The 16,071-nt window shown below is 28.1% G+C and carries 10 protein-coding genes and 1 pseudogene; all 11 read left to right on the top strand.

Annotated features, from left to right (window positions below; translation table 4 throughout):
• The first annotated feature begins 154 nt into the window (after positions 1-154).
• Complete coding sequence (locus tag BST80_RS01105; RefSeq protein WP_415745576.1) at positions 155-3,121, top strand: chromosome segregation protein SMC; 2,967 nt, start codon at positions 155-157, stop codon at positions 3,119-3,121.
• Positions 3,122-3,210: 89 nt separating this feature from the next.
• Positions 3,211-4,536, top strand: coding sequence for a phosphate ABC transporter substrate-binding protein (gene ptsS / locus BST80_RS01100; RefSeq protein ID WP_415745575.1), 1,326 nt, complete (start codon positions 3,211-3,213; stop codon positions 4,534-4,536).
• Between the two features lie 2 nt (positions 4,537-4,538).
• Complete coding sequence (gene pstA / locus BST80_RS01095) at positions 4,539-6,629, top strand: phosphate ABC transporter permease PstA (protein ID WP_415745574.1); 2,091 nt, start codon at positions 4,539-4,541, stop codon at positions 6,627-6,629.
• Positions 6,629-7,438: a phosphate ABC transporter ATP-binding protein PstB gene (gene pstB, locus BST80_RS01090; protein WP_415745573.1), complete on the top strand. Its 810-nt coding sequence runs from the start codon at positions 6,629-6,631 to the stop codon at positions 7,436-7,438. The genes pstA and pstB overlap by 1 nt, the downstream gene beginning before the upstream one ends.
• Before the next feature lie 20 nt (positions 7,439-7,458).
• Complete coding sequence (gene phoU / locus BST80_RS01085) at positions 7,459-8,118, top strand: phosphate signaling complex protein PhoU (RefSeq protein ID WP_053390556.1); 660 nt, start codon at positions 7,459-7,461, stop codon at positions 8,116-8,118.
• Positions 8,119-8,641: 523 nt separating this feature from the next.
• Positions 8,642-10,318, top strand: coding sequence for a phospho-sugar mutase (locus tag BST80_RS01080; protein ID WP_415745572.1), 1,677 nt, complete (start codon positions 8,642-8,644; stop codon positions 10,316-10,318).
• A gap of 41 nt (positions 10,319-10,359) precedes the next feature.
• A complete protein-coding gene (locus tag BST80_RS01075) occupies positions 10,360-12,114 on the top strand; it encodes a 2-oxo acid dehydrogenase subunit E2 (RefSeq protein ID WP_415745571.1) in 1,755 nt (584 codons plus the stop codon).
• A 45-nt stretch (positions 12,115-12,159) separates the two neighbouring features.
• Positions 12,160-13,101, top strand: coding sequence for a 3'-5' exoribonuclease YhaM family protein (locus BST80_RS01070; protein WP_415745570.1), 942 nt, complete (start codon positions 12,160-12,162; stop codon positions 13,099-13,101).
• Positions 13,102-13,339: 238 nt separating this feature from the next.
• The gene (locus tag BST80_RS01065) at positions 13,340-14,698 is read left to right on the top strand and encodes an FAD-dependent oxidoreductase (protein WP_415745569.1); all 1,359 of its coding nucleotides are present in this window, start codon (positions 13,340-13,342) and stop codon (positions 14,696-14,698) included.
• A gap of 5 nt (positions 14,699-14,703) precedes the next feature.
• Positions 14,704-15,690 carry a lipoate--protein ligase gene (locus BST80_RS01060; RefSeq protein ID WP_415745568.1) on the top strand — a complete coding sequence of 329 codons (987 nt, stop codon included), beginning with the start codon at positions 14,704-14,706 and terminating at the stop codon, positions 15,688-15,690.
• Positions 15,691-15,727: 37 nt separating this feature from the next.
• Positions 15,728-16,018 (top strand): annotated as a pseudogene (locus BST80_RS01055) (pyruvate dehydrogenase (acetyl-transferring) E1 component subunit alpha); the annotation flags it as partial.
• Between the last annotated feature and the right edge of the window lie 53 nt (positions 16,019-16,071).

Raw genomic sequence — 16,071 nt, 5'->3', positions numbered from 1 at the left:
CCATTCTAATTTAAAGACTAAATCAGTGGTCTAAAATGTATATGGTTTTCACAGATGTTTTTATTAATTTTAGTTGCAAATAATAAACTTTTATAGAATAATTATTAAAGAATAAATTGGTTGTTAATTTTGAGATTTAAGGAAGTGATGAGTAGTGTTATTTTTAAAAAAATTAGAGGCATTTGGTTTTAAATCATTTGCTGATCCATTAACAGTCAATTTTGATCATGAAATGATAGGAATTGTAGGACCAAATGGGAGCGGAAAATCAAATATTAATGATGCAATTCGTTGATGCTTAGGTGAACAATCAATTAAATCACTTCGTGGGAATAATAGTGAAGATGTTATTTTTAATGGGTCAGAAACAAAACCAGCATTAAATATGGCAGAAGTTAAACTAATTTTTGATAATACAAACCGGATTTTTGCAATGGACTATGATGAAATCGAAATTATTCGTCGTGTTTTTCGAGGAATTGGTGAAAATGAATATTTTATTAATAAACAACCAGTTCGTTTAAAAGACATTCAGGATTTTGCAATGGATAGTGGTTTAACAAAGTCATCATTAGCAATTATTTCACAAGGAAATATTAATGCTTTTGCAGAAGCAAAGCCATTAGAACGACGTGCTTTATTTGAAGAAGCTGCTGGGGTTGCAAAATATAAACGCCGTAAATTAGAAGTTTTAAAAAAATTGGACCGTTCAAATGAGAATTTAGCACGTTTAAAAGATATTTTAAATGAAATCGAACGTAAATTACCAAGTTTGAAACGGCAAAGTGAAAAAGCAATCAAATATACAACATTAAAAGATAAATTAAATCAAATTGAATTAGCTGTTTTAGTAAAAGATATTACTTTTTTTAATGACAAATTATTAGAATTACGCTCACAGCAGAAAAAAATTATTAGTACAAAACAAGATGCTGATCGAGAATTAAAAAATAAAGAAATTGAATATAATGAATTAAACAAAGAAAACTTTAATTTGGATAGTAAAATTAATGTTTTAACTAAAGAATTTCAAAGTTTAGTTTCAGAAATTAGTGATTTAAAAGTACATAAAATTGAATTAGATAATAAAGAAGCAGTTTTAAAAATGTCTAATAATGATATTACTATTACTAATATGGTTAATGATTATAATGAATTAACCGTTAACTTACAAAATGAACGTGAAAAATTGGCAACATTAGAAACACAGCAACAAGAATATCATGCTCAACGTGAAATTTTTAATACAAAGCAAGCTGGGCTAAATGAGCAATTAGGAGCAATTAATAAAACAATTATTCGTTTAGAAAGTGAATTAGAACGTGCACAACATAATTTTGAAAATCAGGATAATTTACATGAAGGTGTTAAAAATATTATTAATAATAAAAATGTTTTGCCTGGAATTATAGGATTAGTTCAAGATATTATTAATGTTGATGAAAAATATGAGCAAGCAATTGTGACTGCTTTAAGTGGGAGTTTACAAGATATTTTAGTTAAAAATGTTGATAGCGCAAAACGAGCAATTTCATATTTAAAACAAAACCGTGCTGGACGAGCAACATTTATTCCGTTAGATGTAATATCGCCACGCTATCTTAACAGTGATGAAGAATTTGTAATTAAATCAGTGCGAGGATATTTAGGCTTAGGAAATAATTTAGTTAAAGTAAAAAAAGAATTTCGAATTGCAGTTGATTATTTACTAAGTCGTTATTTGATTTGTACTGATTTTGATAGTGCACAAGAAATTGGAAAGTTAATAAAATATCGTTATAATATTGTTACATTAGATGGCGAAATTGTTCGCCCGCAAGGAGCTGTTACAGGGGGTTCACGACGAACACGGATGACCATTGTTAATCCAGAAAAAGAATTAAGAATTCTTAATGAAAAATTAGCAATGCAAACTGAAGAATATCATTATATTTTAAAACAATTAAATATACTTCGACGACAATTAGATGAAATTAATGAAATTATTGCTGAAAATCAAGCTTCAATTGGGGCAGGGAAACGACAAATTGAAATTATTATGTATGACCAAACAAAATTGCAAAATGAATATCAGTTACTAACATCAAAAAATATTAATGAAACAAAAATAGTTGAAAATGAAGCAGTGCTTAATATTACGGATCAAATTAAACAAAAAGAACTTTTAAAAACAAAAATTGAACAACAATTAAATGTTGCCCGTAGTTTAAAAGATAAGCAGTCATTAGTAATCAATGAGCTTAATAATCAAATTGGAGAAAAACGATATTATATTTCAGCTTTGCAAGAACAAATTAGCAAAATTAATACTGATTTATCGATTATTAATGTTAAAATTCAGCAAAATCTAACAAGACTAACAGAAGAATATCAAATGACATATGACCATGCTAAGACATTGGAATTAAAGGTAATTGATAATGAAGATTTAATTCGTGATGAAATTAAACAGTTACGAAGTGACTTATCTCAAATTGGCAATGTTAATTTAGAAGCAATTGAAGAATATAAAGAGGAAAATGATCGTTTTCAATTTATGAATAATGAATATAACGATGCAAATGATTCGGTTAAAAACTTGTTAAAGTCAATTGATGAAATGGATAGTATTATGAAAGAACAGTTTGATAAAACAATTAAAGAAGTAAATGAGAATTTACCATCAACTTTTGAAGTATTATTTGGGGGTGGTTCAGCAAGAATTATTTATACTGAACCAGAAAATTTATTAGAAACAGGAGTTGATATTAAAGTATCACCACCAGGGAAAAATATTACTAATTTAAATTTATTATCTGGAGGAGAAAAATCATTGGTTGCTTTATCAGTTCTTTTTGCGATTTTAAAAGTCCGACCAATTCCATTAGTAATTTTAGATGAAGCAGAAGCACCATTAGACCCAGCAAATGTTGAGCGATTTGCTAAGTATATTCGTAGTTTTGTTGATACCACTCAATTTATTGTTGTTACCCATCGCGTTGGAACAATGGAACATTGTGATGTATTATATGGGGCAACAATGCAACAAAAAGGAGTTACAAAAATTGTTGGAATTAAATTACAACAAGCTGCTGAAATGATTAAAGAATTTGAGAATAAACTTGAAAATAAAAAAGCATAAATTATTTATGATTTTTTATTTTTTTGATACAATTAGTATAAATAAGTTTTAAAGAAATAAAACCATATAAAGGGGAGGAAACTTAACGAATGAAGCCAAACGAATCTACTAAGGCTGTTAAGGAAAAGAAAGAAAAAAAACATTTTCTTAAGAGTGTAGTAGGAGAGATTAGCCATCATAAAATGTTTACTTTAGTTGGTTCTGCTTTGGCATTAGTAATATCAATTATTATTTGAACAATTGCATCGGCGAGTAATGTAATTGTTGCTGGAGGGAGTACATCAGTTGCCCAAGTAATGGCAAATATTACGGAACAATATAAACGTGATAACAAAGAAGATATTTTATATAATTCATTAGGAAGTGCTGCTGCCTTAGTTGGTGCAAAAAATGGTAGTTATGCTTTTGGTTTTTTATCAAAAGATGTTAATTCAACGCCTAAACCAGGGGATAACCGCTCTAATGCTCAACAACTATGAGCAGATTATCATACTGGTCGTTTTGTTTTTGCCCGTGATTATATTATCTTGGTATATCATTTACCAAATGGTTGTCAAATTAAACCACACCAAGATTCGTTACAATTTCAAAGTTTTTTTGGTGGAGAAGGAACTGAATTAATTCGTAAGATTTATACTGATCCAAATTTTACTTGACAACAAGCTTTTGGTTCGCAATTAGTTTGTAGTAGTGGTAGCAATAAATTTTATACTTTAACACGTGAATCTGGAAGTGGGACAAGAGATTTTTTTGAATCAGCAGTAATTAAAAGCAAAAAATATGAAACAAATCAAGTAGCTTCATCAAATGGTTCAATGTATCAAGCAATTTCAACTACTCCTGGGTCAATTGGTTATATTTCTTTTTCATATATTAAAAGAATTATTAGCAATGAAGATTTAGGGGCAAAAGCAATTGCTAGTGTTATTAGTAAAGGAAGTACAGAATCAGAATTACCATATAAAGTTATTGATAATAATTATGAATTTAATCCAGCTTATTCTTTAACAAGACCCTTTACTGGAATTATTAATTATCAAGGAAAACAATTCAATAATGCCTTACCTTTTATTGCATGAATGTTAGATCCATTACCATATTCAAAAACAAAACCAAAACTACGAAATGGGAAATATAATCCTTATTATGACCCAAATTTTAAGTTAAGTCCACATGATGCTGCATATTGATATATGGAAGAATGCGAAGAACCATTATCAATTGATGACTTTTTCTTCCGAAAGTATAATAATAATAATACAACTTTTGCAAAAAGTGGAAGAACAACTGATAGTGAAAAAGTAGCTTGAAATTTTAAATCAGATTATCAAAGTATTTGAGATATTATTGTGAAAAAGTTTCCCGAAAAATATCAAGCATATTCTGAATATGAATATAACGGAATGGAGAATTAACTATGACCAAGAAAGAAGTCACGAAAGAAAAACAACCGTTTTCCCAAAAAATAACATTATGAAAAATTCGTTTTACAAATAATTTTCGCGGACGAAAACAAATTATTGATTTTACTTCAAAAATTATTATTTATTGTTTTACGATTTTAACAATTTTAATTTTATTAACTCTAGTTGGTTTTATCATTTATAAATCAATTTATTTCTTCCAGCATTATCCTGGTGGTTTTTGAGGCTTTTTATCAGGTAATACTTGAAATGCTAATAATAGTCAATTTGGTATTTGACGAATTATTATTGCAACATTTTTTGTCTTATTAACTGCTTTATTATTTGCAATTCCGTTAACTATTTTTTCATCATTATATATTTCAGAATATTTAAGTCCAAGGATTAAACGTAAAGTGATTGGTATTATCCAATTGCTAGCTGGAATTCCATCTGTTGTTTTTGGATTATTTGCTTTAGCAATTTTAGGACCTCTTTTCATGTTAATGGGCGCTCCTTCAACCTCAAACTTATTAGTAACATCAATTACTTTAGCTTTTATGGGTTTACCAATTATGATTTCATTATCAGTCAATGCTTTAGAAAATGTTCCTGATTCATATCGCTTTGGTTCATTAGCATTAGGATTAAGTAAAACCCATACAACTTATCGTATTGTTTTACGTTCAGCTTGATTTAAAATTATTACTGCTATTATGATGGGAGTTGCACGGATTATTGGAGAAACAATGGCGGTGATGATGATTGCTGGAAACGCACCAGATGGTTTAAAACTTGGAAATGGTTTTATTAATTTTATTTTTTCATCAATAGCAACTTTAGCATCAACAATTGGATTAGAAATGTTGGAAAATTCAGGGCCAATGCATGAATCAGCATTATATGCAATTGGACTAGTATTATTTATTATCGTCTGTATTATTAATATTTTTATTATTTCATCACAAGCATTTAATAATCGAAAACGAAACTATCATGCTCGTAAAACAACAAAAGGTTTACGATTAAGTAAATCATATAATGCTAATAAAATTAATAAGTTATTTTATGAACATATTGAAAAAACAAGGGGTTTGAAAAAATTTAAAGATGGAATCGGAATGTTCTTTTTAATCTTTTCAACTGTAATTATTGTATCATTTACATTAGTTATTTTAGCTACAATTATTTGAAAAGGATTATTTGGAATGGTATGAAGTGATCTAATTTCAACATCAACCTTTGATGGCAGAGCAGGAATTCTTTCAACATTTTTAGTTACTCTGTTATTAGTTATTTGTTCAATAATTTTTGCGATACCATTATCATTAATGGTTGCCATTTATTTAAATGAATATGCCCGTCCAAATAGCATTTTTGCAAAAGTGGTGCGTTTTGCAATTGATGTTTTATCATCAACACCAAGTATTATTTATGGAACTTTTGGATTAGCTTTCTTTATTGGTGTTTGTCGTTTACCATTATCCATTTTAAGCTCTGGTTTAACCTTAACACTTGTTATTTTGCCAATTATGATTCGTAGTATTGAGGATGCTTTATCAGGTGTTGAAAACTCATTGCGACATTCCTCATTAGCATTAGGAGCTAACAAAACATCAACAACGCTGAAAGTTGTTTTACCAAATGCGATGCCAGGTATTATTACTGCCATTATTTTAGCAATTGGACGTGTTATTGGTGAATCAGCGCCAGTTTATTTAACATTAGGAACTGCGGTACGGTTACCAATTGCTGGATTTATGTCACCAGGGGCAAGTATGACAACACAAATTCTAATGCTCTCAAAAGAAGGAGCAACAGCAGGAGCAATGCGAATTATGTTTGAATTAGCTTTTGCGATTATGGTTTTAATTTGGTTATCAAATAGTTTGGCCCATATTTTAGGGAAGAAATTTGCACCAAATTATGTTAATATTGAATTTAGAGCGAAGTGAAAAAATTGAATTAATAACTTGAAATTTTTCTTTTCAAAAGAAAATTATCTTCATCAAAAACAAAGTTTTAATAATTTTTGAAAAAAATTTGTACCAAAGAAAAAACAACGCCATGAAGAAAATAAGACGAAGAAGAAGGGGGAAAAATAATGGATCCAAAAGTAATTATTAAGAATCCAACATTTGATTCATCAGATAATAATCCAGATTTAATTAAAGTAAAAAATGTTGATTTTTTTTACAAAGGAAACAAGCAGGCTCTTTTTAATATTTCAATGAAAATTAAAGAACATACTGTTACTGCTTTTATTGGTTCCTCAGGATCAGGAAAATCAACATTATTGCGTTTATTTAATCGAATGAATGATGTTGAGCCAAAGTCAATTTTTAAAGGTGAAATTTTAATTAATGGGAAGAATATTTATAGTCCTGAAACAGATATTGTTAAATTACGAACAGACATTGGGATGGTATTTCAAAAACCTTCACCATTTCCAATGTCAATTTATGATAATGTTGCTTATGGACCACGGAATCAAGGAGTTCGTGATCGAAAATTAGTTAATAGTATTGTTGTTGAAAGTTTAAAACGAGCAGCATTATGAGATGAAGTAAAAGATAATTTACGAGATTCTGCTTTTGCATTATCGGGGGGACAACAACAACGTTTATGTATTGCCCGGGCAATTGCGATGAAACCTAAAATTTTGTTAATAGATGAACCAACCAGTGCATTAGATCCAATTTCAACATCAAAAATTGAGGAATTAATTACCCAACTAAAAAAAGATTTTACAATTGTTTTAGTAACCCACCATATGCAACAAGCCGCACGAGTTGCTGATTATACTGCTTTTTTTGCAAAAGGGAAATTAATTGAATATAATAAAACTAAGATTATTTTCTCTCGTCCGGCTAATAAAAAAACAGAAGATTATATTACTGGGCGTTTTGAATAACGAAAGGAGGGGGACAAAATATGAGCATAAAAATTGAAAATGATTTAGCACAAACAAAACAAATGATTATTGATATGATTGCAATGACAAAAAATCAATATGATGATATGGTTAAATGTTTAGAAACAAATGATGTTGAGCTTGCTCAAAGTGTTATTTCCGCTGATGAAACAATTAATAAAATGCAAGAGGCTTTCATTGAAGTTTCACTATGAAAAATTGCAAAACAACAAATGGTTGCAAAAGATTTACGACGAATAGTTGGTTTCATTTTGATTGTTAAGGAAGTTGAACGTATTGCAGATTATGCAAAAAGTATTTGTCGTTATTATATCAAATATAAACCTTCAACAAAGTTAATTAATTTTTTAAAAAAATTAGTTGCAAAAGTCATTGAAATGTTAACAGAAGTGTCAAATATTTTTGAGGAAGAACGAATTGAGTCAGCATATAATATTTTAAAATATGATACTGAATTAGACAAGATTTATAAAGTTGAAAATGATGCTTTAATTGAAAAAATTCGTGAAGCAAAATCAAAAGAAGAAATTAAAGTTATTACTTTAACAATGCAACAATTACGTTCAATTGAACGGGCTGGAACACATATCATTAATATTGCTGAAACATTAATTTATATTATTGAAGGAAAAATTTATGATTTTGAATTACCAATTTAATATGGTCTTCATGATGAAGATCATTTTTAATGCAAAATTATCAATGAATTTTTATTACTTGTAGTTTTATATTTAATATAATTAAATTTATTGCTAAATAGTTAAAAATAAAAGTATAATTTATAATGGATATAAAAAATAAAGAAGGTGACAAAAAGATATGAAAATTTGTAATAAATACAATGAAATGTTGAAAATGAAGAATTACACTTAATGAAATTGTTAATAGGAAATGAACAAATTAACAATCTTTGTAAAGATTGTTTTAATCAAAAAAAGAAAATAATATTGAATTATAGTTGGTATTTAATTATTGTTTCAATAGTAATAAATACTAATTTAAGTATCTATAAAATTCTATAGAGAAAATATCTTATTAAATAATATGAAAACAATAAAATAGATAAAATCAAAATAGAAAAATTTACTATATAAGGTGAAAATTATTGGTTGTAGCAAACAAGAATGTATTATGGTTAAAACCAAAAACTTTGTTGCTTGTTAAAAAAAGAGGAGAATTAAGATGTCATATTTAGATAATTTAAAATTATGGAAAGATGCTAAAAATTTAGATCCAACATTAGCCGCTGAATTTCAACAAATGTCTGAAGCAGATTTAATTGCTGCTTTTTCAAATGATTTAGAATTTGGAACTGCTGGATTGCGAGGATTATTAGGTCCAGGAACCGGAAAAATGAATTTATATACAATTCGAAGAGCAACATTAGCTTTTATGCAATATTTAAAAACAATTTATTCTGCGACAGATTTAAAATCAAAAGGAATTGTAATTGGGCATGATAACCGTCATTTTTCAGCTGAATTTGCACAAGAAGTAGCAAATATTTTTGCTAGTAATAATATTAAAGCAATTTTATTTACTAATAATGACCTTCGCCCAACGCCAATGGTTTCTTATACCATTCGGAAAATAAAAGCGGTAGCGGGTGTTATTATTACAGCAAGTCATAATTCGCGTGAATATAATGGTTATAAAATTTATGATCATAATGGTTCACAGTTTTTGCCAGTCGCAACTGATGTCATTGGTGAAAATTACTTAAAAATTAAAAAAGAAGTTTTTACTTTAACTTTAAATCCAGATTCAACTTTAATTACATATGTTGCAAAAGAAGTCGAGGATAATTATGTCAGCGATGTTAAAGCAATGCAATTTTATCCAAATCAAAAACGTAATATTAAGATTGTTTTTTCTAATTTGCATGGAACAAGTAAAGAATGAACTCCACGAATTTTAAAAGAATGTGGCTATGATGTTACGATTGTAGAAGAGCAATTTGATAATGATCCTAATTTTACTTTTGCCCCTAATCCGAATCCAGAATTAACAGAATGTTATGATTTAGCATTAAAATATGCGAAAAAAATTAATGCTGACATTATTATTTTAAATGACCCTGATGCTGATCGTTTAGGAATTGGTGTTAAAATTAAAGATTATGAGTATTATTTAATGACTGGAAATGAAACAGCTCCGGTATTAATTGAGTATTTATTTTCCCATTATCAACGTCAAAAAACATTACCTAAAAATGGGGTTATGTATAATACTTTTGTTACTGGAAATTTATCAGATAAAGTAGCTGAAAGTTATGGTGTTCAAGTTATTAAAACATTAACTGGTTTTAAATGAATTGGGGATCAAATGAGCAAAGCAGCAGATAAAGGGTTAGAATTTTTATTTGGATTTGAAGAAGCATATGGTTATGTTTTAAAAGACATAACTCGTGATAAAGATGGAATTCAATCATCATTAGTCTTAGCAGAAGCTTGTTGGTATTATCATAATCAAGGAAAAACATTATATGATGTTTTAGTTGAACAATATAATAATTTTGGTTATTTTTTTTGTAAAACAGTTAATTTAGTTCGTGATGGAATTGATGGCAAAAAAATTATTAATAATATGTTAAAAAAATTACGACAAGAAACAATTACTAGTTTAGATAAAATTAAATGTATTAAAAAAGAAGATTATTTGCATGGTTTATATGAAATGCCAGGTCAAGACTTACTAAAGTTTTATTTTGCAGATGGTAGTTGATTTGCAGTTCGTGCAAGTGGAACAGAACCAAAAATAAAATTCTATTTTGTTTGTGTTGATAAAACAAATGAAGAAGCAAAAAGAAAAATGGAAGCAATATATCAAGAATTAGAAACTAATTATTTAAAAGAATAAAAGTTATGCTAATATATAGTTAGAAAATAGGGGGTTTGGGTATGGCAAAAATTATTTTTGAAGCGGATTATAATCGCAAAGGAATTGTTGATAAAATTTTTGTTACAAATAAACAAGTTGTCCAAAAGGGGGATAAACTTGCTAACATTATTACACAAAATAAAGTTTATGAAATTAAAGCGCCAATTACTGGTGAAGTGTTAAATCTTATTGTTTATGAAAATAAAGTTATTAATAGTGGTGATGTTTTATTAGATTTATTACCATTTGAGGCAACCCTTAATGAACATGACAATAATTTTGAGCAACCCTATAATACTATTTCTTTTAATGGTTCTGGAAAATATAATGTACAAAATCGGCCACCAATTGATGTTAAAAAATCAGAAACAGAAATTTTTCGCGAAGAATTAATTGAAACATTACTAGCACGTGAAGTAGCTGGTGAAAATCCACAAGATGATTTTGAACATTCAATTGAAATTGATTTACCAGAAGAAAATATAGCACAAGATTCAACCCCATTTTTTAGCCAGAATAATGATTCAAAGACATTTCCGTTTAAAGATAAAGTTGAAAATGTTCTTGAGAATATTCCTAGTGAAGAAAATATTGAAACATTGCAAAAAGATTTGGGTGATTTAAAAGAAGATTTGGCAATTGTTAAAGATGATTTAGCAACAATAACAATTGAAGAAGAAGTTATTGAAGAACTTGAAAATTTAGAACGTGATTTAGCATTTATAGCAGAAATGGCTGTGAGAAAACAAGTTGATGATAAAAAAATAGACCCCTTACATCATCAACCCTTTGATAGAGAAGAATACAAACAAGAAAATTATACAAAAGAAGAATTAAAAAGTAATTTTGCTCAAAATATAAATAATGTTGATGATTCAAAAATGGAACCTATTATAAATTTAAAACAAGATAAATTAGTGGAAAATAAGCCGAAGGAGCATCATAGTCAACATTCAAAGTCACATTCGACGGTTCATTCGTCTGTTTTGTCGCATTATGAAAAGCATAAGTCAGAATATGCAACGTCAAGGGAACATTCCGCTTCTTCAGAACATAAAATAAAAGAAAATCCACAAACTTTGCAAGTTGACAAAGTAAAATTAAATCAACAAGCAATTATTCGTGCAAAAGAAATTATGGAAAGTAAAAAAAATATTGTCCATGGTTTTATTGATGTTGAAGTTGATGTTAGTGAGTTAGTTAATTTATTGTCAATTATGCGTGAAGCATATTCACAAAATGATATTGAATTAACATTATTGCCTTTTTATGTTAAAGCAGTCTATGATGGATTAAAAAAATTTCCTGTTTTAAATGCATCCTTTATTAGTCAGAAAAATGAAATTTTATTAAAATGATTTTATAATATTGCTTTTAGTGTAGATATTGATACTGCAGTAAAAATGCCTGTTATATATAATTTAAAAAATATTTCAATTAAAGAAATTGCTTCAAAGCTAACAAAATTAATAAGTAAAAGTATTAATAATGAATTAAAAGAAAAGGACTGTCAAGATGCCTCATTCTCAATTATAAATTATGGTGAATATGGAATAACACGGGGAACATTTACAATTCCAGATGATAATGTTGCCGGAATTGCAATGGGTATTATTTTTAAAAAACCTGTTGTGGTTGAAAAAAATGATATTGCAATTCGTGATATTATGGTAATTACATTGGGGTATAATGAAGCTGTAATTAATATTACTGAAGCAAGTAAATTTATCCATTATGTTGCATATTTATTATCAAATCCAGGGCTTTTATTATAATATAAAAAGTCATTACTCACTTTTTTTATTTTTAGGAGGGGAAAAATGAATATTAAAGATTTAACAAAAGAAGTTAATAATGTAGAATTAATCGTAATTGCTGATAAGGTGACCCAAGGGACAGCATCTAATGGCAGCACTTATTTATCAATAACCTTGAAAGATCGTACTGGAACAATTGAAGCAAGGTTATGAGATGCTCGTCCTGCTGATATTGAAAGTTGAATTAAAGGTAATTGTTACAAAGTAAATATTAATATTATCGAGTATCGAAAAGTTTTACAAGCAAAAATTAATAGTTATAATATTGTTGATAATGCCAGTATTAATCTAGATGATTTTATTGAAGTTGCGCCGCTTCCAGCAAATGCAATGTATGATGAAATTATTACAACAGTAAAAAAAATGAAAACAACTGAATATCGTGAAATTATGACTTTAATTTTAGCAAAATATGGTGAGCAATTTAAAATTTGACCAGCTGCTATTCGTAATCATCATGAAATTAAATCAGGTTTAATTTGGCATAGTTTAACTATGCTGCAAATGGCAAAAAATGTTGTCAATGTTTATCATGATCGTTTAATTGATGCGGAACTATTATATTGTGGTGTTATTTTACATGATTTAGGAAAAGTTATTGAAATTACAAGTGGTGCTACGAATGATTTTTCATTTGAAGGAAAATTACTTGGTCATATTTCAATTATGGCAAATGAATTAAATCATCTTGCCCAAAGTAATAATTTAAATTCAGAAAAAATTGTTTTATTAGAACATATGATTTTAGCTAGCCATGGTCGATTGGAATATGGTTCACCTGTTGAACCACACTTATTAGAAGCAGAAATCTTATCATTTTTAGATAATTTAGATGCACGAATTTACCGTATTGATAAAGAACTAGAAAAAACATTGCTTAATGAGCAAACACAACGCTTGCTATCTGTTGAAGGCCGTTGATTTTTAAAACATTTTGAAAAATAATGGTTAATTTAATTGCAAAAATTATAAAATTTTTTTAAAATTTTATAATTTTTGCAATTTTTTTCTGTTTTTCATTTGATTTTTCTTTTTTATTTTTTGTGACAGGTATATATAATAACATTACAGTATGATTTAATTTTCAGGAATAAATGCCATAACAAAATAACTATTGGCACATTTAGTTAGTTATATCGAAAGAACTATTAATACTACTAAGAATAGAAAAGGAGAATATAACATGAAAATTATTATAGTTGGAACTAACCATGCAGGTACAACTGCTGTTAGAATCTTAAGACGATTAGATCCGAAAGCAGAAATTGTTACTTATGATAAAAACAACAATATCTCATTTTTAGGATGCGGAATTGCACTATGAGTTTCAGGAGAGGTAAAAGATCCAAATGGTTTATTTTATGCTTCACCAGAAGTATTAAAAAATGAAGGTATTAAAGTAAACATGGAGCATGAAGTATTATCAATTGATAATAAAAATAAAAAAATTCGTGTAAAAGATCTAAAATCAGGAAATGAATTTGATGATAATTATGATAAATTGATTTTAGCGATTGGTTCTTGACCAATTATTTCACCAATTGAAGGAATTAAGCAGGAAGGTGTTCATATTGTTAAATGATTTCAACATGGGGAATTAGTAAAAAAAGCAAATGATGACAAAAATATTCAAAATGTTGTTGTATGTGGGGCAGGATACATTGGCGTTGAATTAGTTGATGCTTTTCATCAAAAAGGAAAAAATGTTACTTTAGTTGATATTTCAGATCGCATTATGCCACGTTATTACGATAAACCTTTTACTGATAAAGTTGAAGGAGCAATGCGTAAAGCGGGTGTTAATTTACGTGGTGGCGAAAAAGTTATTAAATTTGAGGGTAACAATAATAAAGTAACAAAAGTAGTAACAGATAAAGGTTCATATGATGCTGATTTAGTAATTTGGTCAGTTGGTTTTAAACCTGCAACAGAAATTTTAAATGGTGTTATTGATTTAGACAAAAATGCAGCCATTAAAGTTGATCAATATATGCAAACATCAGACCCAAATATTTTTGCAATTGGTGATTGTGTTGAAGTTTATGATAATGCTAAGAAACAGCCAGCATATATTGCTTTAGCAACAAATGCTGTCCGAACAGGAGTTATTGCAGCTGTTAATGTTTTAAAACCAGCAGGTTTAGCATCACCAGGATTCCAAGGTTCAAATGCAATTAATGTTTTTGGTTGAGCGCTAGCTTCAACAGGAATGACAAAAACGGTGGCAAAAGATTTAGGATTTGATTACGATCAAATTACATTTACGGATAATGATCGTCCAGAATTTATGGATACATATCAAGAAATTTTAATTAAAATTCTTTGAGACAAAAAAACAAGAAAAATTATTGGTGCACAAGTAGCTTCAGAGGCTAATCATACAGAAGTTATGTATATGTTTTCATTAGCAATTATGAAGGGAGTTACAATTGATGAACTACCATTAATTGATATTTTCTTCTTGCCACATTTTAATAAGCCATATAACTTTATTACTTTACCAGGCTTAGAAGTATTAGGATTAAATTACTTTAAAAAATAAGAAAAATGATTTGTTTTAAAAATTCTTCTACAGATGTTTATTTTAATTTGGCTTTAGATGAGTATCTTTTAAAAAGTGATATTAAAGACAACATTTTCTTTTTGTGAAAAAATTTTAATACAATTGTTATTGGTCGAAATCAAAATACGGTTGAAGAAATTAATTTACAAGCGGTTGAAACTGATAAGGTGAATGTTGCTCGTCGAATAACAGGTGGTGGGGCTGTTTATCAAGATGATGGTAATTTGTGTTTTTCCATTATTGTTAATAAAGATGATAAAATTGCGCAAAATTATGAAAGTATTTTACAACCTATTATTAATGTTTTACAAAAACTTGGTTTAAATGCTAAGTTTGCTGGTAAAAATGATATTGAAATTAATGGCAAAAAAATCTCTGGTAATGCAAAAATAAAGTATAAAAATCGGTTGCTACACCATGGAACATTTTTATTTGATGTTGATTTAAGTAAAATGCAAAAATACTTAAATGTTAGTCAAGATAAAATTATTTCAAAAGGAATTAAATCAATTCCGGCACGAGTAACTAATATTCGACCATTATTAACAAATGATATTACAATTGATGAATTTATGCTATTTATTACTAATGAGTTTTTAGCACAAGGAACACCAGTGTTAGATTTACCACCAGATATTATTGCGGCAGTTAATAAACTAGCTGATGAAAAATATCGAACATGGGAATGAAACTTTGGTAATTCACCTGAATTTAGTTATCAGAATAAAATTCGATATGAAGGAAAAGGTACCGTTGATGTGCGTTTAAATGTTAATGAAGGAAAAATTACGAACATTAAATTTTTTGGTGATTTTTTAGGTTCTGGTGGAACAGAGCCACTTGAAACTCTTTTAACAGGTTGTGAATATAATCTGAATAAAATTAAAACAAAATTATTAGAAATTAATATTAAAGATATTTTTGGGGATAAATTTGAACTACAAGAAATTTTAGATGTTATTTTTACCTAAAAATATTTAAAAAACAGGAAAGGCAGGAATCAAAAAAATGTATTTTAACAAATTTGATTCGTTAAAAAATGAAATGCTTCAAATTATGGATGCAACGGGAAAGATTGTTAAACCAGATTTGATGCCAAAAATTAGTGACGATGAGGTTTTAACAGCGTATAAATTAATGTGCTTATCACGTCGCCAAGATGATTTTCAAAATAAAATTCAAAGACAAGGAAGAATGCTATCATTTCTTTCATCAACTGGGCAAGAAGTAACTGAAGTAGCATATGGAATGCAAATTATTAAAGGAAAAGACTGATTTTCCTCAGCATATCGAAATAATGTGTGAGGTACCATATACATTTTAGACCAGTTAGTCTTTTAAAAATTTTAACA

Origin of the sequence: Spiroplasma sp. Moj (assembly GCF_016082285.1) — a bacterium.
In the GTDB taxonomy this organism is placed as follows: Bacteria; Bacillota_I; Bacilli_A; order Mycoplasmatales; family Mycoplasmataceae; genus Spiroplasma; species Spiroplasma phoeniceum.
Note: the sequence above shows the minus strand (reverse complement) of the source record. Positions and strands in the feature narration are given on the sequence as shown.